This is a genomic window from Pseudomonas sp. NPDC086566, assembly GCF_050280885.1.
GTDB classification, from domain to species: domain Bacteria; phylum Pseudomonadota; class Gammaproteobacteria; order Pseudomonadales; family Pseudomonadaceae; genus Aquipseudomonas; species Aquipseudomonas vlassakiae.
The window spans coordinates 305,777-328,521 of the sequence record NZ_JBNNWD010000004.1; the positions used below are offsets into that span (position 1 = coordinate 305,777).

Below are 22,745 nucleotides of genomic sequence, written 5' to 3' on the forward strand. Positions count from 1 at the left end.
TCAGGAGGTCTGTGTTTGCATGTACTACGGTGAACGCTTCAATGCCTGGACCCACCTGGTCGGTGCCGTCCTGGCCTGTATCGGTGCCATCTGGCTGATCGTCGCTGCTGGCCTGCAGGGCGACCCCTGGAAGATCGTCAGTTTCTCCATCTACGGCAGCACCTTGCTGTTGCTCTACAGCATTTCCACCCTCTACCACAGCACGCGCGGACGGGCGAAGGTGATCATGCGCAAGCTCGATCACCTGTCGATCTACCTGCTGATCGCCGGCAGCTACACCCCGTTCTGCCTGGTCAGCCTGCGCGGGCCTTGGGGCTGGAGCCTGTTCGGCGTGGTCTGGGGCCTGGCGGTGATCGGCATGCTGCAAGAGATCAAGCCGCGCTCGGAAGCGCGCATCCTGTCGATCATCATCTATGCGGTGATGGGCTGGATCGTGCTGGTGGCGGTCAAGCCGCTGCTGAACAGTCTTGGCACTGCCGGCTTCGCCTGGCTGACGGCCGGCGGCGTGTTCTACACCGTCGGCATCATTTTCTTCGCCCTCGACAGTCGCCTGCGCCATGCACATGGCATCTGGCACCTGTTCGTAATCGTCGGCAGCCTCATGCACTTCGTGGCGGTGTCGCTGTACGTGCGTTAGCTTTTTGTTTACGAAAAATCACCCCACAGCTGCTGCGCGACCGACAGCGCCACCACCGGCGCTGTCTCGGTTCGCAGTACCCGCGGCCCGAGGCGTGCGGCATGGAAGCCAGCCGCCTTGGCCTGGTCGACTTCCGCCTCGCTCAGGCCACCTTCCGGGCCGATCAGGAAGGCCAGCGTTGCCGGCCTGTCATGGCTGGTCAGTGGCTCGGCGACCGGGTGCAGGACCAGCTTGAGCTCGGCTTCGGTGCCCTTGAGCCATTCGGCCAGGGTGACGGGTTGATGGATGACCGGCAGCGTCGAACGGCCGCACTGTTCACAGGCACTGATCGCCACTTGGCGCCAGTGGGCAAGGCGCTTGTCGGCACGCTCGTCTTTCAGGCGCACTTCACAACGCTCGCTGATGATCGGGGTGATGGCGCTGGCACCCAGCTCAGTGGCCTTCTGGATCGCCCAGTCCATGCGCTCGCCGCGGGACAGGCCCTGGCCGAGGTGAACCTGCAGCGGCGAATCGGGCTGGCCGGCGACGGCCTGGTCGAGGCTGACGCGTACCGTCTTCTTGCCGACTTCGAGCAACTGGCCGAGGTATTCATGGCCGCTGCCGTCGAACAGTTGCACGGCATCGCCAGGGGCCATGCGCAGGACGCGGCCAATGTAGTGGGCCTGGGCTTCGGGCAGGTCGTGTTCGCCAAGGCTCAGGGGGGCATCGATGAAGAAGCGGGACAGTCTCATGGTTCGGCTCGGGCGAAAAGGGATCATGTGACGCTGTGGGCTTGCAGGTTTACTAGCCCGGGTCGCGGAAGTCGGGGTGGAAGTTGGCCGGTACGGCGACGCTGACGCTGTCGCGGGTGGCGATGTCGATGCCTTCGCTGGCCACTTCGGCGAGAAAGTCGATCTGCTCCGGGGTAATCACATACGGCGGCAGGAAGTACACCACGCTGCCCAACGGGCGCAGCAGCGCGCCGCGGGTCAGGGCGTGCTCGAACACCTTCAGGCCGCGACGCTCCTGCCATGGGTAGGCGGCCTTGCTGGCTTTGTCCTGGACCATCTCGATGGCCAGGGCCATGCCGGTCTGGCGGATTTCGGCGACATGGGCATGGTCGGCCAGGTGCGCAGTGGCGCTGGCCATGCGCGCGGCCAGGGCCTTGTTGGCCTCGATCACGTTGTCCTGCTCGAAGATGTCCAGCGTCGCCAGGGCGGCGGCGCAGGCCAGCGGGTTGCCGGTGTAGCTGTGCGAGTGTAGGAACGCGCGCAGGGTCGGGTAATCGTCGTAGAAGGCCTGGTACACCTTGTCGGTAGTCAGGCAGGCGGCCAGCGGCAGGTAGCCACCGGTCAGGGCCTTGGACAGGCACAGGAAGTCCGGGCGGATGCCGGCCTGCTCACAGGCGAACATCGTGCCGGTGCGGCCGAAACCAACGGCGATCTCGTCATGGATCAGGTGCACGTCATAGCGGTCGCAGGCTTCGCGCAGCAGCTTGAGGTACACCGGGTGGTACATGCGCATGCCGCCGGCACCCTGGATCAGCGGCTCGATGATCACTGCCGAGAGGGTTTCGTGGTGTTCGGCCAGGGTCTGTTCCATGGCGGCGAACATATTGCGCGAGTGTTCTTCCCAGCCCATGCCCTCGGGGCGCAGGTAGCAGTCGGGGCTTGGCACCTTGATGGTGTCGAGCAGCAGCGCCTTGTAGGTTTCGGTGAACAGGGGCACGTCGCCGACCGACATCGCGGCAATGGTCTCGCCGTGGTAGCTGTTGGTCAGGGTCACGAAGCGCTTTTTCGCCGGTTTGCCGATGTTCTGCCAGTAATGGAAGCTCATCTTCAACGCCACTTCGATGCACGACGAACCGTTGTCGGCGTAGAACACCCGGTCGAGCCCTGCCGGGGTCATGGCGACCAGACGTTCGGACAGCTCGATCACCGGCTGGTGGCTGAAGCCGGCGAGAATGACGTGCTCCAGCTGATCGACCTGATCCTTGATGCGCTGGTTGATGCGCGGGTTGGCATGGCCGAACACGTTGACCCACCAGCTGCTCACGGCATCCAGGTAGCGTTTGCCGTCGAAGTCCTCGAGCCACACCCCTTCACCGCGCCGGATCGGGATCAGTGGCAGATGCTCGTGGTCTTTCATCTGGGTGCAGGGGTGCCACAGGACCTTGAGGTCGCGTTGCATCCACTGATCGTTGAGGCCCATGGGCACTTCTCCTGACTTACTGCCTGCTTTGACCGCGTAAGCCTAAGCAAAGCCAGGGGGGAGGACAACCGCTGGTACTCAATGACGGCAGGTGCGGGTCCATTCCAGCTTGCGGATATGAACGGTACCGGCCTGTGAAGTGGATATGGTCAGGCGACGAAAAGGCCCTTGGATGACTTGATGGTAGGGGGCTGTGGAAACCGGGCCCGGCCTGAAATCGGTATAGCCGCTGCCGGAGAGCGTAAGCCAGTAGAAATTGCGCGGGACCGGGACGATCAGGTCCCTATCGTAGCCGTCGGTGTCCAGCAGCATCTGCACATCGTCGAAGTGCTGGTCGCAGACAACGTAATACTCCAGCCGCAGGCATTCGACTTCCTGGTTGAAGGTGATTTCCACGTCACTGTGCTCGCCAATCACCAGCTCGGTGCCTTCATCGCCTTTGAAAGCTTCATGCAGGCCGGTCCATGACGTGCCGTTGGAGCGAATCTTCAGGCCTGAGGGTGTGAGTACGGTCTGGTTATGCCACAAGAATTGCCTTTCTACCTGTGCGAAATGCTCCTCATAGGTCATGGCGCAGCTCCTTTTGTCGGTTTTATCAGCCACCTGCGCCAGCTTCGCCTAATGGCCAGAAGCCTGGCTACTGACAAAAATGCCAGTTGCCAGAGGCACTTGATATCGCCGTGCTGGCAGGGTCCGAATACCTGACGTATTCTTAGCGCATCGATTCTCGGGGCAGTCCTGCCTCTTCCCATCCCTGCAATTTTCAACTCGGAGTCTGCCGACATGGCTGCTGCTTGGGTGCGCCTGTGCGCGTTGGTATTGATCGGTGTGTCCAGCGGCGCCGCGCTGGCAAAGGACAAGACACCTTCGGCAATCGTCGTGGGTGGCGGCCTGGCAGGCCTGACCGCGGCCTATGAACTGCAGAGCAAGGGTTGGCAGGTCACCCTGCTGGAGGCCAAGTCCGGCATGGGTGGCCGTTCGGGCCTGGCCACCAGCGAATGGATCGGTAACGCCAAGGCCCAGCCGGTGCTGAACCAGTACCTGGACCGTTTCAAGCTTGAAACACTGCCCGCCCCAGAGTTCGTACGTACTCCCGGCTACCTGATCGACGGCGAGTATTTCAGCGCCACCGACCTGACCACCAAGCAGCCGGCTACCGCCGAGGCGCTCAAACGCTACGAGAAGACCCTCGACGACCTGGCCCGTTCGATCGATGACCCGCTCAACCCGCAGGCGAACAGCACCCTGTTCGCCCTTGACCAGATCAACGTCGCTACCTGGCTCGACAAGCTGCAATTGCCGGCCACCGCACGCCAGTTGATCAACCAGCAGATCCGTACCCGCTACGACGAGCCATCGCGCCTGTCGCTGCTCTACTTCGCGCAGCAGAACCGCGTCTACCGTGGCGTCAGTGATCGCGACCTGCGTGCCGCGCGCCTGCCTGGCGGCAGCCCGGTGCTGGCCCAGGCATTCGTCAAGCAACTGAAGACCATCAAGACCAGCTCACCGGTCACGGCGATCGTGCAGGACAAGGACGGCGTCAGCGTCAAGGTCGGCAGCACCGACTACAAGGCTGATTACCTGGTGATGGCGGTCCCTCTGCGGGCGCTGGCCAAGATCCAGATCACCCCTGGCCTGGACACCCAGCACATGGCGGCGCTCAAGGGTACCAACTACGGCTGGCGCGACCAGCTGATGCTCAAGTTCAAGCAACCTGTATGGGAAAGTCGCGCGCGCATGTCGGGCGAGATCTTCAGTAACGCCGGCCTCGGCATGCTGTGGATCGAGCCGGCGCTCAAGGGCGGTGCCAACGTGGTGATCAACCTGTCGGGTGACAATGCGCGGCTGCTGCAGGCCTTTGGCGATAAACAGATGGTCGACCAGGTGCTGATCCGCCTGCATGCGTTCTATCCAAAGGCCCGCGGTGCGTTCACCGGTTACGAGGTCAAGCGTTACAGCATCGATGCCGGTACCGGTGGCGCTTACCTGGCGTACGGCCCAGGGCAGATCAGCAAGTACTGGCGCCTGTGGGAGCGCCCGGTGCAGCGCATCACCTTTGCCGGTGAGCACACCGATGCGCTCTACCCAGGCACCCTCGAAGGCGCCCTGCGCAGCGGCCAGCGTGCTGCCAGCCAGGTACAGGACTTGCTCGCCGGCAAGTCGTTCGACCCGGCCAAGGCTGCGACCGTCGCGGCAGCGGCGACAGCCGGTGCCGCAGTGGCGAAGAAGGACACTGGCGGCGGGTTCTTCTCCCGTCTGTTCGGCGGTTCCGACAAGCCTGAGGCGAAGGCTGCGCCGGTTGCCAAGGTTGAGGAAGCCGCACCAGCAGTGGCACCAGCTCCTGCCGTCGCCCCCGCTACCCCTGCACCTGCAGTCGTTGCCAAGGAAGAGCCGGCCAAGCCCGCCGCGACCAAGCCCGCCGCGACCAAGGCAGCCCCGGCCAAGCATGCCCCGGCGCACAAGCCTGCAGCCAAGCAGACGAAAAAGCCGGTCGAGGCGAAGAAGGCCACGGTCAAATCAGAGCCGGTGAAGAAGCCAGTAGCCGATACCCAGGCCAAGGCAAACTGAATCCATTGCCGGCCCCTTCGCGGGTTCACCCGCGAAGGGGCCGGTACTGGAAACCGCTAACTCTCCAACTATTGTTAATGTTTCCTTAATAGGTAACTTACACACTATTAATCGTATTTCTCGATAATCCAAAGCAGTTTTTTAAGCTTTTATTCGATACGTTACGCGCTAGTCTGTGCACAGCTTTCACGGGGAACTACGTCATCATGCAACTGCGCAATTCACCATCTCGCTATGGCGTGGTCAGCATCGTCCTGCACTGGGGCGTTGCACTGGCAGTCTTCGGCCTGTTCGGCCTGGGCCTGTGGATGGTCGATCTCGGCTACTACGACCCTTGGCGCAAGGCCGGCCCTGACCTGCACAAGAGCATCGGCCTGGTATTGCTGGCGGTGATGCTGTTGCGTGTGGTCTGGCGTTTCATCAGCCCGCCACCGCCGGCACCGGCCAACCACGGGGCATTCACCCGCGTGGCGGCCAAGCTGGGGCACCTGGCGCTGTACCTCGGGCTGTTTGCGGTGATGATCGCCGGTTACCTGATTTCCACTGCCGACGGCGTCGGCATTCCGGTGTTCGGCCTGTTTGACGTACCGGCGCTGGTCAGCGACCTGCCCGACCAGGCGGACGTCGCCGGCGTGATCCACCTGTGGTTGGCATGGGGCTTGGTGATCTTCGCCGTGCTGCATGCCCTGGCGGCCCTGAAACACCATTACATCGACCGTGACGCGACCCTGACCCGCATGCTGGGCCGCAAAGCTTGACTCTCAACCTCAATTGCATAGGAAGGAAGTAAGGATGTTGAAAAAGACTTTTGCCGCTCTGGCGCTCGGTACCGCTCTGTTCTCCGCCGGCCAGGCCATGGCTGCCGAGTACGAGATCGACAAGGAAGGCCAGCACGCGTTCGTTGATTTCAAGATCAGCCACCTGGGCTACAGCTTCATCACCGGTACCTTCAAGGACTGGGATGGTAACTTCAGCTGGGACCCAGCCAAGCCTGAAGCCAGCAAGATCGACGTCACCCTCAAGACTGTGAGCGTGGATACCAACCACGCCGAGCGGGACAAGCACATCAAGAGCAAAGACTTCCTTGACGTAGCCGAGTACCCCACTGCCACCTTCAAGTCGACCAAGGTGACCCCGACCGGCAAGAACGCCGAAGGCCAACTGACTGCCGATGTCGCCGGTGATCTGACCCTGACCGGCGTGACCAAGCCGGTGGTGATCAAGGCCACCTTCATTGGTGAAGGCAAGGACCCATGGGGCGGCTACCGTGCCGGCTTCGAGGGCAAGCTCGATATCAACCGCAAGGATTTCGCGCCGAAATCCATGGACCTGGGCCCGCTGTCCGATAAAGTTGAGCTGTACTTCGTGTTCGAAGGTGTTCAGCAGAAGTGATATTGCTGAACAGGCAATAAAAAAACGCCGCCCATTGGGCGGCGTTTTTTTATGCCTGATGCATGAACTCAGCCTTTGCGGGTGAGCAGCGCAGGTCGCTCACCACGCGGGCGGCTCGGCAGGTCATCCAGCTGCTCTGGCGTCGGGTAACGGTCGAGCTTGGATTCCTTGCGGATGATCACGGGCTGGTGCTGTTCGCGGGTGCTGCGCACTGCCGGCTCCTGGCGCGAGGCATCGTTACGCCCGGCCGAGCGGTTGCGGCCACCGCCATTGTTGTCACGACGTGCACCACCACCGTTGGTATTGCGTGGGCGCTTGTCGCCACCGCCGCCGCCGCTGCGCTGCTGGCCGCCTGCATTGCGGCCTTGGCCACCGCCGTTGTTGCTGCGCTGGCTTGTGCCTTGGCTCTGGCCCTGGCCTTGACCTGCACCACCCGGACGGCGGTTGCGGCCTTGGCCTTTAGCGTTCTGGTAAGGGCTGACGTAGTCGGCGCGGTTGCCGAAGTTGTCGATATCGTCGTCCAGGAATTCCTCTGGATCACGGTCGGCAGCGGCTTTCGGGATAGGGCTGTTGCTGGCCTGCTGTTGCTGGCGCGGCTTCTTGTCACGCGGCTTGCGCTGCTGCTGTTGCTTGTCGCCGGACTTTTCCTTGTCGGCCGGCTTGTCCGCTGCCTGCTGCTTGGCCTTGCCTTTGTCCTTGCCCTTGTCCTTGCGGCCGCCGTTGGCGTCTTTGCCGCCATCGCTGCGGGCCTGCTGGTTGCGACCGCCGCGGCCGCTGTTCTGCTGGCGCTCGCGCACTTCAGGCTTTTCAGCTTCTACCTGGCTGGCGTCAAAGCCCATCAGGTCGCCATCCGGGATCTTCTGCTTGGTGACCCGCTCGATGCTTTTGAGCAGCTTTTCTTCATCCGGCGCAACCATCGAGATGGCCTCGCCCGAGCGCCCGGCACGGCCGGTACGGCCGATGCGGTGCACATAGTCTTCCTCGACGTTCGGCAGCTCGAAGTTGACCACGTGGGGCAGCTGGTCGATGTCCAGGCCTCGGGCGGCGATGTCGGTGGCCACCAGCACGCGTACGCTGTTGGCCTTGAAGTCGGCCAGGGCCTTGGTGCGGGCGTTCTGGCTCTTGTTGCCGTGGATAGCGGCAGCGGTCAGGCCGTGCTTTTCCAGGTACTCGGCCAGGCGGTTGGCACCGTGCTTGGTGCGGGTGAATACCAGAACCTGTTCCCAGGCGCCCAGCGTGATCAAATGCGCCAGCAGGGCGCGTTTGTGGCTGGCGGGCAGCCGGTAGACGCGCTGCTCGATGCGCTCGACGGTGGTGTTTGGCGGGGTGACCTCGATACGCTCCGGGTTGTGCAGGAGCTTGTCGGCGAGGTCGGTGATGTCTTTGGAGAAGGTCGCCGAGAACAGCAGGTTCTGGCGCTTGGCCGGCAGGCGGGCGAGGACCTTCTTCACGTCATGGATGAAGCCCATGTCGAGCATGCGGTCGGCTTCGTCGAGGACCAGGATTTCCACATGGGCCAGGTCGACCTTGCCTTGGCCGGCCAGGTCGAGCAGGCGCCCCGGGCAGGCGACGAGCACGTCGACACCCTTGGCAATGGCCTGGATCTGCGGGTTCATGCCGACGCCGCCGAAGATGCAGGCGCTGACCAGTGGCAGGTCGCGGGCGTACACCTTGAAGCTGTCGTGTACCTGGGCGGCGAGCTCGCGGGTCGGGGTCAGGACCAGGACGCGCGGCTGGCGCGGGCCGTGACGCTGGGATTTGTCAGGGTGGCCGGCCGGGAACAGGCGCTCAAGGATCGGCAAGGCGAAGCCGCCGGTTTTACCAGTGCCAGTCTGTGCGGCAACCATCAGGTCGCGGCCTTGCAACACGGCGGGAATGGCCCGCTGTTGCACCGGAGTCGGCTGGGTGTAGCCCGCTGCCTCGATAGCGCGGACAAGAGCCTCGGAGAGACCGAGGGAAGCAAAGGACATGGGCAATCCTGTTCTCGTGTGGGCTGGGCCCGTTGGGATGTTCTGCCTGGCGCGACGGGCATCCAGGGGATGCGATCGCGTCCGGTCCAGCTGGGCTTTCACTGCACATCCGGGAAGCGGAGGGTGGACGCCAAGGGGCGTCGATGCCGATCGGGATGCCTGTTGCGAGGCCGAGCGTCCGGGCGTGAGCCGGGCGGGAAGGCCCGAGTATAACAGAGCTGACGCCGCGTGCTGCTTTCCTGCTGCTCAACGGCGCCCACAAGATCGCCTGCGCCGTCGATGAAGTGTTCGATAATCGCCTCGTAGGGCCTCAGCGATGCGACGAACGCAGCAGGTGCGCCTCGATATCCTTGCGCCGGCCGCCCAGTGACAGGCGTAGGCTCGGGTGGCGCAGGCACTGACGCAATTGCTCGGGCTCGATGCGCCCATGGCGTTCGTTGAGGTTCTCCAGCGCCTTGTCCCACCAGGCCGATGCACAAGCGCGATCGAACTCGTTGGGGTAGGGGTAGCAGCCATACAGCAGTTCGCGTACGAACTGGCGCTCGCGGCTGGGCATGGTTAGGCTCAAGGCCTTGTAACCCAAGCGCTGCAAGGCCGGAGGGCGTGGCAGTTGGTCGTTGACCAATGCCACATCGGCAAGCGCGGCAGGCCCCAGTGGGTCATGGCCGTGTTTACCCAGCCAGGCCTGGATCTTGGCGCGGAACTGGGCCTTGCGGCTCCAGTAGTGGTGAATGACGTCTGTGCATTCGGCCAGCTCCATCTTGCGGTAAGCGGCCACCGCCAGGCAGAACTCTTCCAGGGTGTAGGCGGTGCGGGCCAGCGGGTAGAACTCGTCCATCATGGCAATGGAGCGGTCCAGTACATCGGTGTCCTCGGCGCAGAGGCCGATCACGCCGGAGTTGACCAGCGGCATCTGGCAGTCGGCCAGGCCGCGTGACTCGAGAATGCCGAGCAGGTTGGTGTACAGCAGGCACTGCTGGTTCGCGCCATAGCGCGCGCCAATGGCATTGCACAACAACGTGCCGGGTCTGACCCGCTGGAACAGCTGCAGCGGCGACTTGCGGAAGAAGGTATCGGTGTCGATCAGCACCGCCTGAGGGTGTTGCTGTAGCACCTGGCGCAACAGCACATGCTTGCTGCGAAAATGATAGCCGTGTGGCTGGTTCCAGGCCTTGCGGGTAGCCTCGTCGAGCAGATGAACGGTGACTGGCAGTTTGCCGTAAGGCTCGGCATTGTCGGTATAGACCTGGATGTCGATGGCCAGATTGGCACTGCCCCCCAGATGCGTAATTGCGCTGACAATGCTGAAGCAGGCTTCCTGATGATAGGTGGCCGGGCCGAACGCCAAGTACACGAGCTGAGGGCGAGATGGCAGGAAATGTTGCATTGCAGACGACACCTATCAGAGCCACAAAGTAAATAAGGCCCTAGTCTACGACTAAAGCCTTAATTGTTTCAGAATCTGATGATGCCAAAAAGTTTCAGCGCGGCAGTTTCAGGTTGTTCCAGATCGCCAGGCTCGCCTCGGCCTGGTTGAGGGTATAGAAGTGCAGGCCCGGTGCGCCGCCTTGCAGCAGTTGTTCGCACATGCGGGTGATGACTTCTTCGCCAAAGGCCTGGATGCTCGCCGTATCGTCGCCGTATGCCTCCAGCTGCTTGCGAATCCAGCGCGGGATCTCGGCGCCGCACGCATCGGAGAAGCGCGCCAGTTTGCTGTAGTTGGTGATCGGCATGATGCCGGGCACCACCGGGATGTCCACGCCCAGCTTCTGCGCCCGCTCGACGAAGTAGAAATAGCTGTCGGCGTTGAAGAAGTACTGGGTGATGGCGCTGTCGGCACCGGCCTTGACCTTGTGCACGAAGTTGCCCAGGTCAGCCTCGAAGTTGCGCGCCTGTGGGTGCATTTCCGGATAGGCGGCTACTTCCAGGTGAAAGTGGTCGCCGGTTTCCTGGCGGATGAACTCGACCAGGTCGCTGGCATAACGCAGCTCGCCACTGGCCATCCCCATGCCCGACGGCAGGTCGCCACGCAGGGCGACGATGCGCTTGATGCCGGCGGCCTTGTATTCGGCCAGCAGGGCGCGCAGCTCGTCCTTGGTGTCACCCACGCAGGACAGGTGCGGTGCGGCAGGGACCTTTACTTCGCTTTCCAGCTGCAGCACGGTGTTCAGTGTGCGGTCGCGGGTCGAGCCACCGGCACCGTAGGTGCAAGAGAAGAAGTCAGGATTGTACTGGGCCAGCTGGCGGGCCACGCCCATCAGCTTTTCGTGACCGGCGTCGGTCTTGGTTGGGAAGAACTCGAAACTGTAACGGCGATCTTGGGACATCTGGCGTTCCTCGAGCAGCAAGCCTCAAGCAGCAAGCTGCAAGTAAAAGCCAGATCGGTGGTGGCCGATCTGGCTTGGGCATCGTTCAGGTTTCGGCGTTGAAGCGTGTCGCTTCAAGCCTGCCGCTTAGTAGCGGTAGGCGTCCGGCTTGAACGGGCCTTCGACGGTCACACCGATGTACTCGGCCTGTTGCGGGGTCAGCTGGGTGACCACGCCACCGAAGCCGCGGACCATTTCCAGGGCCACTTCTTCGTCGAGTTTCTTCGGCAGCACTTCCACGGTCAGGCGCTCGGCCTTCTTGGCAGCTGGCAGTTCGGCGAACTTCTGCTCGAACAGGAAGATCTGTGCCAGCACCTGGTTGGCGAACGAACCGTCCATGATGCGGCTCGGGTGGCCAGTGGCGTTACCCAGGTTCACCAGGCGGCCTTCGGCCAGCAGGATCAGGTAGTCGTCGTTCTGCGGGTCGAAGGTACCCGCGCCAGTGCGGTGGATCTTGTGAACCTGCGGCTTGACCTCTTCCCATGCCCAGTTCTTGCGCATGAAGGCGGTGTCGATCTCGTTGTCGAAGTGGCCGATGTTGCAGACCACGGCACGCTTCTTCAGGGCCTTGAGCATGTTGGCGTCACAGACGTTGACGTTACCGGTGGTGGTGACGATCAGGTCGATGCGGCCCAGCAGGTCGGCGTTGATGCCGGCTTCGGTACCGGTGTTGATGCCATCCTTGAATGGCGAAACGACTTCGAAGCCGTCCATGCAGGCCTGCATGGCGCAGATCGGATCAACTTCGGTGACCTTGACGATCATGCCTTCCTGACGCAGCGACTGGGCCGAGCCCTTGCCCACGTCACCGTAGCCGATGACCAGGGCTTGCTTGCCCGACAGCAGGTGATCGGTGCCGCGCTTGATGGCATCGTTCAGGCTGTGACGGCAGCCGTACTTGTTGTCGTTCTTGCTCTTGGTGACCGAGTCGTTGACGTTGATCGCCGGGACTTTCAGCTCACCTTTGGCCAGCATGTCCAGCAGACGGTGCACGCCGGTGGTGGTCTCTTCGGTCACGCCGTGGATCTTTTCCAGCATGGCCGGGTATTTCTTGTGCAGGATTTCGGTCAGGTCACCACCGTCGTCCAGCACCATGTTGGCGTCCCAAGGCTGGCCATCTTTCAGGATGGTCTGCTCGATGCACCACTCGTATTCCTGCTCGGTTTCACCTTTCCAGGCGAATACAGGAATGCCGGCAGCGGCGATGGCGGCAGCGGCCTGGTCCTGGGTGGAGAAAATGTTGCACGACGACCAGCGGACTTCGGCGCCCAGTGCGACCAGGGTTTCGATCAGCACGGCGGTCTGGATGGTCATGTGGATGCAGCCGATGATCTTCGCGCCCTTGAGCGGCTGCTCGGCTTGATACTTGCGGCGCAGGCCCATCAGTGCGGGCATTTCCGATTCGGCGATGATGACTTCCTTGCGGCCCCAGTCGGCCAGGGAAATGTCGGCGACCTTGAAGTCGGAAAAACCAGCAGGCGTGTTTACAGCGCTCATGAGAGCCTCCATTCGTAGTGTGCGAATGGGCGCCGTTGTGCGTTGAGCGTCCGCTTCAGCGGACAACGCCCCAACCGAGCCTGACAGGCCGAGCCTGCTGCAGCGCCCCTCGGATGGGTGGCGGGATGGCCGCCAGTGTGGGCAGCCATGAGAATCGGCAGCGATTATAGCCGTGGCTGTGTGACACACCCAAGGCTTTCTGTCGATTTATCGCGACGATAGTCGATGTTCAATGGAGCGGTGGCGGCCGCTCTGCCATCATTACTTCACGTTAGCCAAGCCGGTCAGGAGTACAGATGAACTTTCACACCCGCAAATGGGTTAAACCCGAAGACCTCAACCCCAACGGCACGCTGTTCGGCGGCAGCCTGCTGCGCTGGATCGACGAAGAAGCGGCGATCTACGCGATCGTCCAGCTAGGCAACCAGCGCGTGGTGACCAAGTACATGTCGGAGATCAACTTCGTCAGCGCCTCGCGCCAGGGCGACATCATCGAGCTGGGCATCACCGCCACCGAGTTTGGCCGCACCTCGATCACCCTCAAGTGTGAAGTACGCAACAAGATCACCCGCAAGAGCATTCTGACGGTCGACAAGATGGTCTTCGTCAACCTGGGTGAGGATGGCCTGCCGGCGGCGCACGGGCGGACCGAGATCAAGTACATCCAGGACCAGTTCCCGGATTCAGCAGTCGAATGACAGTCTGGGGCCGCTGGGCGGCCCCAGTGTTTTCAAGGTTGTACGCTGACCTTGCGCACCACGCGCCCGATGCTCAAACCCTGCACCAGGATCGACGACAACACCACGATGTAGGTGATCGATAGCAGCAGGTCGCGTTCGTCGCCCATTGGCAGCGACAGCGCCAGGGCCACCGACACGCCGCCCCGCAGGCCACCCCAGGTGAGCACGCGGATGGTGCCCTGGGGCACCGGCCGCCAGCGACGCAACAGCACGATCGCCGGGGCCACGGTCAGTAGCCGCGAGAGCAGCACTGCCAGCGCCAGCACACCACCCGCCGCCAGGTGCAGCCAGTTGAACGGCAGCAGCAACAGCTCCAGGCCGATCAAGGCGAACAGCAGGGCATTGAGCATGTCGTCGATCAGTTCCCAGAACCCGTCCATGTAGCGGCGGGTCATGTCGTTCATCGCCAGGTTGCGGCCCAGGTTGCCGATGATCAACCCCGCGACCACCATGGCGATCGGTGCCGAAACATGCAGCTCGTAGCACATCGCCGAGCCACCGATCACCAGCGCCAGGGTCAGCATCACCTCGACCTGATACTGCTCGACGCTCTTGATCATGCGGTAGGTGGCATAGCCGATCACACCGCCGAACAGCACCCCACCGATGGCTTCGCGGGCGAACAGGAGGGCTGTGTCGGCGACGCCCGGCGTCTCGCCCAGCTGGATGATGCCCAGCAGGACGGTGAACACCACGACCGCGGTACCGTCGTTGAACAACGATTCGCCGACGATGGTGGTCTTCAATGGCTTGGAGGCATTGGCGGTACGCAGCGCACCCAGCACGGCGATCGGGTCGGTCGGGGAGATCAGCGCGCCGAACAACAGGCAGTAGATCAGCGGCACCTGCCAGCCGAACAGGGCGAATACCCAGTGCGACAGGTAGCCGATCACCACGGTGGCGATCAGCACGCCCAGGGTGGCCAGCAGGCCAATCGGCCAGCGGTAGCTGCGCAGGTCGCTGAGGTTGACGTGCAATGCCCCGGCGAACAGCAGGAAGGCCAGCATCCAGTGCATCAGCAGGTCGTTGAAATCGATCTGGTTCATCAGGCCTTCGACGCGTTCTTCCAGGCCGGGGAAGCCGATCAGGCTCAGGCCCTGCAGGATGAGGGAGAACAGCAACGCCGTGACCATCACGCCGATGGCGGGTGGCAGGCCGATGAAACGGTAATTCACGTAGGTGAGGAGGGTGGTGAGGCAGATAAACGCGGCAACTAGTTCAAGCATCCCGAATCCTGTGACAGTGGCTTCCAAGTCGTACCCGAATGGCTCGGGCAGTTCTTTGATGATCTGGCGAGGGGGTCGGGACACAGGATTTGACCAGGATTGTTGGAAACGTTCCGGGTGGTTGTGGTTAGAGGGCGCATTATGGCGGCTGGGGGCATGCCGCAACATGTTCAGCGCCTGGGAGATCGAGCGCCGCCCGCGCGGCGCTCGATCTCCCAGGCGCTGAAACTCTACCGGCGTATACATCCCAGGCAACCCGCAGCCCAACGCTATATATTCATCCCTCAAAAAACGTCACAAGGATTCAAAGGCGTGCTGGCAACTTCCCTGGTTTTGGTCGCCGCCCTGTTGCACGCGACCTGGAACACCCTGATCAAATTCAGCGCCGAGCGCCTGTTGGTGATCGCCAGCATGGATGCCGTGGCGCTGCTGTTCGCCGTGTGTGCCGTAGCCTTCACTGAGATCCCGCCCGCCGGGATCTGGCCCTGGCTGCTGGCTTCGGCGCTGGCCGAGCAGTTGTACCGGTTCTTGCTGATCCAGGCCTATCGGGTCGGTGATCTGGGGCTGGTCTATCCTCTGATGCGTGGCTTGTCACCGCTGGTCGTATTGGGGCTGACCCTGGCGTTTGCAGGTGAGTCGCTCACCCAGCAGCAGATCATCGGCATCCTGCTGATCCCGTGTGGCATGGCTTGCCTGTTGTGGCAAGGCGGAGGGGGTGATCGGTTGCCCTGGTCGATGTTGCCGGTGGTAGCGCTGATCGGCCTGTGTATCGGTTGCTACACCTGGTTCGATGGCCAGGCGGTGCGTTTGTGGGGCAAGCCTTGGGATTACCTGGTGTGGTTGACGCTGCTCAGCGCCTGGCCATTCCCGTTGCTGGCCGGGGTGGCGCGGCGGGCGCCATTCGTGCTGTTCTGGCGCTCCCAATGGCGTTTGGGATTGGCGGTGGGCTTTTGCGTACTGTTCAGTTACGCACTGGTGCTGTGGGCCATGCACCTGGGGTCTGTGGCCGAAGCGGCGGCCCTGCGCGAGTTGAGTGTGATCCTGGTGGTGCTGATGGGCATGCGCTACCTCAAAGAACCTTTTGGCGGGCCGAGACTCCTAGCTTGCGGGCTGGTCCTGGCAGGTATGCTGGTGATGAAGCTCTAACCCATTTTCGAACAAGGAGTCATGAGCATGACCGTTGCCCTGTGGTGCATCCTGATCGCGCTGCTGTTGAACCCGCTGTGTGCCTTGATCGCCAAGGTCAGCAGTGGCCGCTTCGGCCTGAAGGACAATCATGATCCGCGTGCTTTCCTTGATACGTTGTCGGGCCTGCCAAGGCGTGCCCATGCCGCGCAGCAGAACGGCTACGAGGCCTTCCCGGCGTTTGCCGCAGCGGTACTGGTGGCGGATATCGTCGGCAATGCCGAGCAGGTAACCCAGGATGTGCTGGGGGTGATGTATATCACCAGCCGCCTGCTTTACATCATCTGCTACCTGGCGGACTGGGCAGCGCTGCGGTCGCTGGTGTGGTTTGCCGGGTTGGCGATGATCGTGGCGTTCTTTGTGGTTTCCGTCTGAAACCGAGTCGCCTGCTTCGCGGGCTTGCCCGCTCCCACAAGGCTGACGCGATACCTGTGGGAGCGGGCGAGCCCGCGAAGAATCCACCGCCGATCAAGGCACTTTAGGCACCTCAGGCAACGCCTTGCCCTTGGGCCACAGCATCCAGATCTGCCCCTGCTGCTTCATGTTCCCCGCCAGCTCACCGGCCTCTGGCCCGGTGCCCCAGAACAGGTCGGCACGCACCTCGCCGGCAATCGCTCCACCCGTGTCCTGGGCCGCCACCGGGCGTACCACCGGCGACCCATCCGGGCGCGTGGTAGACAGCCACAGCAGGCTACCCAGCGGAATCACCTTGCGGTCGATGGCCACGCTATATCCAGCGGTCAGCGGCACGTTCAGCGAGCCGCGAGGCCCTTCGTTGCTGTCCGGGCGAGCACTGAAGAACACATAACTCGGGTTGCTGGCCAGCAGTTCCGGCACGCGCTGCGGGTTGGCCATGGCCCAGGCGTGGATGCTGCCCATGGTCACGTCTTCTTTTTTCAACTGGCCTTGCTCCACCAGCCAGCGGCCGATTGGCCGGTAGGGGTGGCCGTTCTGGTCGGCGTAGCCCAGCCGCAGCTGGCGGCCATCCTCCAGCTGGATCCGGCCCGAACCCTGGATCTGCAGGAATTGCAGGTCCATCGGATCGGTCAGCCAGGCCAGCACAGGCGCCTTGACGCCATCGCGGCTGATTACCTCGGCGGTGTCGTAGGGTTTGAGCACGCGACCGTCCAGGCGGCCACGCAGGCGCTTGCCCTTGAGTTCGGGGTATACGCTGGCCAGATCGACCACGATCATGTCTTCGGGTACGCCATAAACCGCCACGTGGGCCGCTTCGGTGCGCTTCAGACTGCCGGGGTAGACCGGCTCGTAGTAACCGGTGATCAGGCCGTTGGCGTTGTTGTCGGCGGCACGCAGGCCATACACCTGCAGGTTCTGCTCAAGGAACGTACGTACCTGGGTGGCACTCGCCGTGTCGTTGCCGGCCGCTTCACAGGTGGCGGCCCACACCGGGTCGCGCTTGAGTTTCTCGCAGCCGCTGCGCCAGGCGTAGAAGCCGGCCAGCAGGTCTTCATCGCTGACCGCAGGCAGGTCTTTCCAGGTAGCAGGGGCATAGGTAGCAATGGCATGAGGCTCGGGCTTGGCGTTTTCGCCGCCGTTGCAGCCGGCCAGCAGGGCGAGTGCCGGGAGTGTCCAGGCCAGATGGCGCAGGGCAGATTTCATCAATGGTTACCTGTGGCTGGCGAACATGAAGATTCGCCCTTGTGTTTTATGTGGCTATTGGTCTTTGCCTGACAGGCGGCGATACTGGCCGCCCCTTTGCGTAGGCTGAAGTGACTGTGATGTTCAAGCGATTGACCGTAGTACTGCTCGCTGCCCTTGCCCTGACGGCCTGTGACCGGGTCGACCCCAATTCGCCGCTGGGCAAGCGCAAGGCAATCTTCAAGGACATGCTCAAGACCAGCGAAGACATGGGCGGCATGTTGCGCGGCCGCTTGCCCTTCGACGGGGTGAAATTCGCCGCAGGTGCGTTGAAGCTCGATGGCCTTGCCCATGCGCCGTGGCAGCATTTTCCACAAGCGCGGGACGAGGGTGACAGTAGCGCGCGACCGGAGGTGTGGGAACGTCAGGCGCGCTTCCATGAACTTGCCCGGCAACTGGAGAGCGTGACCGGTGAGTTGGTTGACGTGACCCGGACCCAGCCGTTGGACGCGGCGCAACTGAAGGCGCCGATGGACAAGGTCGAGGCGGCGTGCAAGGCGTGTCATAGCGAATTCCGCAACCATTGATCGCCCCTGTGTCAAAGGGCGATCAGAAGATCAGCGATCCAGGTCGTCCACCGCTTCCTGCAGCTCTTTACGGGACTCGGCAAGCTTGTCCTTGCGCTTGTTGATCTTTTCCGCGTCGCCTTTTTTCTCGGCCTTCTTCAGGTCCTTCTCGCGCTGCGCCACCTCGTGACGGGCATCGAGCACTTTCTGCTCGCGCTCTTTGCGCAGGCCGGCGTCGGTGCAATTGTCGACGCCACGCAGTGCTTCCTCGAGCCCTGCTACCTGATCGCCGTTGCCGTTGCCGTGGTCGCGGGCGATTTTCAGCTGGTTCTCGATGGCACTGCGCTTGGCGGCGCAACCGGTCAGGCCCTCGTCGGGCTGGGCGGCCTGGGCAGCGCCAGCAGTCAGGCCAAGCGTGGTCAGCAGCGCCAGGGTGGAAAACAATTTCATCAAAGCCTCCTTGAGGGGGCGGGGCAGCAAAAGATGGGGCAAATCCTGCCTTGGTTTTGCCTATTTAGGAACCCTTGTTGGATATTTCTGGAACAATCCAGGCCATCTCCTACAACGGTTTTTGTAAAAACTCATTGCCTCACACCGGTGGCAGCAGCAGGGAACCCCTGGATGCCGCTTTCGCTCAGCTGCTGCGCCAGTGCCTGCACCTGCTCTGCCGCGAAAAATGCGTGTAGCTGGCTGGCACGGGATGCGCCAATACCGGGCAAGGCTTGCCATTGCCTGGCTGAACGCCGGGTGAGGGTTGCCCAGTCGCCCTCGAGTTGAAGAGTGCGGGGTATTGGCACGCCAAGCCCGCTGATCCACTGGGCGAACGGCCTGCTACGGCCAGCCTCGAAGCTTCGTTGCAGGCGCAGGGCGCCGCTATCGCTGATGCCAGGCAACTGGGCCATTCGCTCGGCATCCAGCGCCAGCCAGTCTGCCAGCGATGTGACCTGCCCGCCTCGTACCAGTCGTCGCCATGTACCGGGCCCGGTACCCGGCATGGCCAGGCCCTGTTTGCCGCTGAGCCAGGTGAGCCGGGCAATGAACTGGTCTTCACAGCCTTCGCTAGCCTGCCAGCATGTCATAGCGTTGTATTGATCTGGCGCAGGCGCCGCGACCGCACCACGCTCGGTGGCGCGCAGCACTACCTGCTCGAAGCGCGGGATGGTCAGCCCCGCCAGGCTGATGGCTACATGGTCTCCCGGGCGAATGTCGAGTTCTTGCCAGCGAGCCAGGGAGCCCAGGCTCACCTGGGTGACAAGGCGGTCGTCAAGCCTTACTGGCTGCAGCTTCAGGACAGGTGTGATGCGGCCCGTGCGGCCAATGCGAAAGCGCACGTCACGCACTTCGGCCAGCGCCCGGGCATAGGGATACTTCCAGGCGGCAATCCAGTAGGGCGCATTGGTTTGCCAGCGTTCGGCCGATGGCCGTGTGTTCTGGCGCAGGATCACCCCATCCGTGGCAAAGGGCAGGGCAGAGCGATACCAATGCTCGCGCCAGTGTGCCGCCTCGCCAGCGCTGCTGATAGCCACGCTGTAGCGCTGGCTATCGGGAAATCCCAGTGCCGCCAGCTGAGCCACACGCTCGCCTTGATCGCTCGGCCCTTGCGGCCAGTCCCAGACAAACAGCGCAATGGCTGCGCCTTGTTCACGGGCCAGCCGCTTGCGTGCCAGCAAGCCCGCGACGGTAGCGCGAGCGTTGACGCTACCTTCATGCGCCTGCACATGGTCACCCAGGCGCAGGTACAGTTCCCCTTGCAGGACCAGGTCCAGTGGAGTGGGCAACTGCCGGTTGATGCCTTGGAGAACCTCTATATGCCGGCTCCAGTCATGCCCCTGGGTACCGTCACCACGGCTGAGCAACTGCACCAGCCTGCCTTGGCGATATACCAAGGTTACCGCGACGCCATCGACCTTCGGCTGCAGCCATACGCCTGTCTTGCCGGCCATCCATTGGCCCACGGCCTGTTCATCCGGGAGCTTGCCGACACCGGTGTGGCGGATCGGGTGGGCAATTGGCCCGCGTGCGCTGGCCAGTGAGTCCAGCTCGCTCTCCAGGGCGAAACACCCTTGCAAGTGGAGCAGGCGTTGCCGGCCCTGGTCATAAACCTCATCGGCCACCAGGGATTCGCCCAGGCGGTGGTAATGGTCATCCCATTGGCTGACCGCCTCGCGCAGGCGGGTGACTTCGGCACCTGCCCGCTCGGCCGACCAGTTCGGACAGCCAGTGGCTTGCGCGTGGAACGATAGAACGAGCAGAAACAGGAGCAGCAACGGCATGGCCAGCATCCTTGCTTGGCGGAGGGGAAGCCTCAGCCTAGGCAACGGCAGCGAGCGTTGCGTCGCGCAGTTGTCAGCCGATATGTCACAAAAAAGCCCCTGCCGATCACTCGGCAGGGGCTTTCATTTACCGCTGCAGGAAAAATTACAGGCCGGCAGCGTCACGCAGCGCCTGGGCGCGGTCGGTGCGTTCCCAGGTGAAGGTGGTGAAGGTGTCGTCGCCGACGGTCTTCTGCTGCGGCTCGCGGCCGAAGTGGCCGTAGGCGGCGGTTTCCTGATACATCGGGTGCAGCAGGTCGAGCATCTTGGTGATGGCGTACGGGCGCAGGTCGAAGCACTCGCGCACGATCTGGATGATCTTGTCGTCGGACACCTTGCCGGTGCCGAAGGTGTTGATCGAGATGGAGGTCGGCTGGGCCACGCCGATGGCGTAGGACACCTGGATCTCGCAACGCTCGGCCAAGCCGGCGGCAACGATGTTCTTGGCCACATAGCGGCCGGCGTAGGCGGCGGAGCGGTCGACCTTGGACGGGTCCTTGCCGGAGAACGCGCCACCACCGTGACGGGCCATGCCGCCGTAGGAGTCGACGATGATCTTGCGGCCGGTCAGGCCGCAGTCGCCCACCGGGCCACCGATGATGAAGTTGCCGGTCGGGTTGATGTGGAACTGGGTGCCTTTGTGCAGCAGCTCGGCCGGCAGGGTGTGCTTGACGATCAGCTCCATCACGGCTTCCTGCAGGTCTTTGAGCGAGACCTCAGGGTTGTGCTGGGTCGACAGCACCACGGCGTCGATACCGACGACCTTGCCGTTTTCGTAACGGCAGGTGACCTGCGACTTGGCATCCGGGCGCAGCCACGGCAGCAGGCCGGACTTGCGCGCTTCGGCCTGGCGCTCGACCAGACGGTGCGAGAAGCAGATCGGTGCTGGCATCAGCACGTCGGTTTCGTTGCTGGCGTAGCCGAACATCAGGCCCTGGTCGCCCGCACCCTGGTCTTCCGGCTTGGAGCGGTCGACGCCTTGGGCGATGTCCACCGACTGCTTGCCGATGATGTTCATCACCGCGCAGGTAGCGCCGTCGAAGCCGACGTCGGAGCTGTTGTAGCCGATATCGATGATGACCTTGCGCACCAGCTCTTCCAGGTCGACCCAGGCGGAGGTGGTGACTTCGCCGGCGATGATGGCGACACCGGTCTTGACCAGGGTTTCGCAGGCCACGCGGGCATACTTGTCCTGGGTGATGATGGCATCAAGGACCGCGTCCGAAATCTGGTCGGCGATCTTGTCCGGATGCCCTTCGGACACGGACTCGGAGGTGAAAAGGGAGTATTCGCTCATCTCGACGGGTTCCTAAAATTTACCGATGGTGAGTGTCGCCAGCCGTCCGCTGAAAATGGCGGACCTGGATCTGGAAACCGTTACGCAAGCCCACATAGAGGCTGTCCCCGGGGACCAGCCCGGCTGCTGTGGCCCAACGGGCCAGGTCGTCCTGTTCGAAGCCGAGCCAGAGGTCGCCGCAGGCTTCCCGCGCCCAACCCTGGTCATGGCTGCACAGTTCGGTGACCAACAGGCTGCCGCCTGCCTTCACCCGTTTGGCCAGTTGGCACAGGGCCAGGGCCGGGTCGCTGAAATGGTGCAGGACCATGTTCAGCACAACGCAGTCGGCGTCCACATCCGTTGCACCCAGTGCATCGGCCAACTGCAGGTTTACATTACCCAGGCGTTCGCGCTCGCAGACCTGGCGTGCCAGCTCGAGCATGGTCGGGCTGTTGTCCAGGGCCGTGACCTGGGCGAAACGCCGTGCCAGGTCTGGCAGGAAACCGCCATCGCCGGGGCCGACTTCCAGCGCGCTGGCGGTCGGCGCGAAGTTCAGCGTGTCGAGCAGCGCCAGCAGGCTTTCGCGGTATTGCGGCAAGCCGGCGATGAGGTCTTGCTGGGCGCGGAATTTTTCCTCCACGCGCAGGAAGAAGTCCTGGCTGGTGGCGGCGCGGCGTTGCTGTACCTGGGCGATACGGGCCTGGACATCTTCCGGCAAGGTCAGGTCGTCGACCTCATCGAGCAGGGCCATGTGCAGGCGCCCGCCGAAACGCTGGCCGTCGGGCAGGGCACGGCGGTAGAAGATCGCATTGCCTTCGCGGCGCGTGGCCACCAGCTCGGCCTGGGCCAGCACCTTGAGATGGTGGCTCATGCCCGACTGGCCGACGTCGAAGATCTGCGCCAGCTCCAGCACGCCGAACGAATCACTGGCCAGGGCACGCAGGACGTTCAGGCGCAGCTCGTCGCCACTGGCCTTGCACAGGGCGGCCAGTGTGTCGCTTTGCTGAGGGATCGGTTGCGCACGGAGGTTCATGGGACGGCAGTCTAGACAGGCGAGGCTGCCCCCGCAAGGTCAATATCAAAAAGTTTTGATATTGGCGGATGGGCGGGGTGCGCCTGGCGGTTTTTTCGCCGTTATGCAGGCCAATCACAGGAAAATCCCCCAACTGCGACCATCCGTCATTGCCCCCAGCCCCCGCAGTGGGCGAAAATGGCCGCCTT

General features: G+C 62.9%; 21 protein-coding genes and 1 riboswitch. Of the genes, 8 read left to right on the forward strand and 13 right to left on the reverse strand.

Annotation, left to right across the window (positions count from 1 at the left end; all coding sequences use genetic code 11):
- Nucleotides 1-19 precede the first annotated feature (19 nt).
- Entirely contained in the window at nucleotides 20-637 is a 618-nt protein-coding gene (trhA, locus tag ACQKPS_RS11335) for a PAQR family membrane homeostasis protein TrhA (protein ID WP_254482785.1), read from the forward strand.
- Nucleotides 638-645: 8 nt separating this feature from the next.
- On the opposite strand, the gene ACQKPS_RS11340 is transcribed toward trhA, so the two are convergent.
- From ACQKPS_RS11340 to ACQKPS_RS11350, 3 genes are all read right to left on the reverse strand, one after another.
- Nucleotides 646-1,368, reverse strand: a complete 723-nt coding sequence (locus ACQKPS_RS11340; protein ID WP_427604064.1) for a 16S rRNA (uracil(1498)-N(3))-methyltransferase — start codon at nucleotides 1,366-1,368, stop codon at nucleotides 646-648.
- A gap of 52 nt (nucleotides 1,369-1,420) precedes the next feature.
- A complete protein-coding gene (locus ACQKPS_RS11345) occupies nucleotides 1,421-2,827 on the reverse strand; it encodes an adenosylmethionine--8-amino-7-oxononanoate transaminase (RefSeq protein WP_427604066.1) in 1,407 nt (468 codons plus the stop codon).
- Nucleotides 2,828-2,905: 78 nt separating this feature from the next.
- On the reverse strand, nucleotides 2,906-3,397 hold the full coding sequence (locus ACQKPS_RS11350; protein ID WP_254482790.1) for a hypothetical protein: 492 nt from the start codon (nucleotides 3,395-3,397) through the stop codon (nucleotides 2,906-2,908).
- Nucleotides 3,398-3,610: 213 nt separating this feature from the next.
- Between ACQKPS_RS11350 and ACQKPS_RS11355 the strand changes: the two genes are divergently transcribed.
- The 3 genes from ACQKPS_RS11355 to ACQKPS_RS11365 all read left to right on the forward strand — a co-directional run bounded on the left by ACQKPS_RS11355 (nucleotide 3,611) and on the right by ACQKPS_RS11365 (nucleotide 6,787).
- Nucleotides 3,611-5,395: a flavin monoamine oxidase family protein gene (locus tag ACQKPS_RS11355; RefSeq protein ID WP_427604068.1), complete on the forward strand. Its 1,785-nt coding sequence runs from the start codon at nucleotides 3,611-3,613 to the stop codon at nucleotides 5,393-5,395.
- Between the two features lie 206 nt (nucleotides 5,396-5,601).
- Nucleotides 5,602-6,153, forward strand: coding sequence for a cytochrome b (locus tag ACQKPS_RS11360; RefSeq protein WP_283724893.1), 552 nt, complete (start codon nucleotides 5,602-5,604; stop codon nucleotides 6,151-6,153).
- Between the two features lie 34 nt (nucleotides 6,154-6,187).
- Nucleotides 6,188-6,787: a YceI family protein gene (locus ACQKPS_RS11365; protein ID WP_427604070.1), complete on the forward strand. Its 600-nt coding sequence runs from the start codon at nucleotides 6,188-6,190 to the stop codon at nucleotides 6,785-6,787.
- Between the two features lie 68 nt (nucleotides 6,788-6,855).
- Here the strand turns inward: ACQKPS_RS11365 and ACQKPS_RS11370 are convergent, their stop codons facing one another.
- The 4 genes from ACQKPS_RS11370 to ahcY all read right to left on the reverse strand — a co-directional run bounded on the left by ACQKPS_RS11370 (nucleotide 6,856) and on the right by ahcY (nucleotide 12,620).
- Nucleotides 6,856-8,757 (reverse strand): DEAD/DEAH box helicase, encoded by a 1,902-nt coding sequence (locus ACQKPS_RS11370; protein WP_283724892.1) that lies wholly within the window; start codon nucleotides 8,755-8,757, stop codon nucleotides 6,856-6,858.
- Between the two features lie 310 nt (nucleotides 8,758-9,067).
- Nucleotides 9,068-10,144 (reverse strand): hypothetical protein, encoded by a 1,077-nt coding sequence (locus ACQKPS_RS11375; protein WP_427604073.1) that lies wholly within the window; start codon nucleotides 10,142-10,144, stop codon nucleotides 9,068-9,070.
- 94 nt (nucleotides 10,145-10,238) lie between these two features.
- On the reverse strand, nucleotides 10,239-11,084 hold the full coding sequence (gene metF, locus ACQKPS_RS11380) for a methylenetetrahydrofolate reductase [NAD(P)H] (protein WP_254482796.1): 846 nt from the start codon (nucleotides 11,082-11,084) through the stop codon (nucleotides 10,239-10,241).
- 126 nt (nucleotides 11,085-11,210) lie between these two features.
- Entirely contained in the window at nucleotides 11,211-12,620 is a 1,410-nt protein-coding gene (gene ahcY / locus ACQKPS_RS11385; RefSeq protein WP_099815603.1) for an adenosylhomocysteinase, read from the reverse strand.
- 20 nt (nucleotides 12,621-12,640) lie between these two features.
- Nucleotides 12,641-12,737: riboswitch (S-adenosyl-L-homocysteine riboswitch) on the reverse strand.
- A 179-nt stretch (nucleotides 12,738-12,916) separates the two neighbouring features.
- On the opposite strand from ahcY, the gene ACQKPS_RS11390 reads away from it, so the two are divergent.
- Entirely contained in the window at nucleotides 12,917-13,318 is a 402-nt protein-coding gene (locus ACQKPS_RS11390) for an acyl-CoA thioesterase (RefSeq protein WP_054884326.1), read from the forward strand.
- 32 nt (nucleotides 13,319-13,350) lie between these two features.
- Here the strand turns inward: ACQKPS_RS11390 and ACQKPS_RS11395 are convergent, their stop codons facing one another.
- Entirely contained in the window at nucleotides 13,351-14,586 is a 1,236-nt protein-coding gene (locus ACQKPS_RS11395; protein ID WP_254482797.1) for a cation:proton antiporter, read from the reverse strand.
- A 312-nt stretch (nucleotides 14,587-14,898) separates the two neighbouring features.
- Between ACQKPS_RS11395 and ACQKPS_RS11400 the strand changes: the two genes are divergently transcribed.
- Nucleotides 14,899-15,732, forward strand: a complete 834-nt coding sequence (locus tag ACQKPS_RS11400; protein WP_427604076.1) for an EamA family transporter — start codon at nucleotides 14,899-14,901, stop codon at nucleotides 15,730-15,732.
- A gap of 27 nt (nucleotides 15,733-15,759) precedes the next feature.
- On the forward strand, nucleotides 15,760-16,146 hold the full coding sequence (locus tag ACQKPS_RS11405; RefSeq protein ID WP_254482801.1) for an MAPEG family protein: 387 nt from the start codon (nucleotides 15,760-15,762) through the stop codon (nucleotides 16,144-16,146).
- Between the two features lie 93 nt (nucleotides 16,147-16,239).
- Here ACQKPS_RS11405 and mltA read toward each other — a convergent pair whose 3' ends face one another.
- Entirely contained in the window at nucleotides 16,240-17,391 is a 1,152-nt protein-coding gene (gene mltA / locus ACQKPS_RS11410) for a murein transglycosylase A (protein WP_254482803.1), read from the reverse strand.
- 119 nt (nucleotides 17,392-17,510) lie between these two features.
- Here mltA and ACQKPS_RS11415 point away from each other — a divergent pair, with 119 nt between their 5' ends.
- Nucleotides 17,511-17,957, forward strand: coding sequence for a c-type cytochrome (locus tag ACQKPS_RS11415; RefSeq protein ID WP_254482804.1), 447 nt, complete (start codon nucleotides 17,511-17,513; stop codon nucleotides 17,955-17,957).
- Nucleotides 17,958-17,987: 30 nt separating this feature from the next.
- Here ACQKPS_RS11415 and ACQKPS_RS11420 read toward each other — a convergent pair whose 3' ends face one another.
- From ACQKPS_RS11420 to ACQKPS_RS11435, 4 genes are all read right to left on the reverse strand, one after another.
- Nucleotides 17,988-18,386, reverse strand: coding sequence for a DUF1090 domain-containing protein (locus ACQKPS_RS11420; protein ID WP_427604078.1), 399 nt, complete (start codon nucleotides 18,384-18,386; stop codon nucleotides 17,988-17,990).
- Nucleotides 18,387-18,517: 131 nt separating this feature from the next.
- Nucleotides 18,518-20,209 (reverse strand): NAD-dependent DNA ligase LigB, encoded by a 1,692-nt coding sequence (gene ligB, locus ACQKPS_RS11425; RefSeq protein ID WP_427604080.1) that lies wholly within the window; start codon nucleotides 20,207-20,209, stop codon nucleotides 18,518-18,520.
- 145 nt (nucleotides 20,210-20,354) lie between these two features.
- Nucleotides 20,355-21,545, reverse strand: coding sequence for a methionine adenosyltransferase (gene metK, locus ACQKPS_RS11430; RefSeq protein ID WP_103445962.1), 1,191 nt, complete (start codon nucleotides 21,543-21,545; stop codon nucleotides 20,355-20,357).
- A 19-nt stretch (nucleotides 21,546-21,564) separates the two neighbouring features.
- Entirely contained in the window at nucleotides 21,565-22,557 is a 993-nt protein-coding gene (locus tag ACQKPS_RS11435) for an ArsR/SmtB family transcription factor (protein WP_254482809.1), read from the reverse strand.
- Nucleotides 22,558-22,745: the final 188 nt, after the last annotated feature.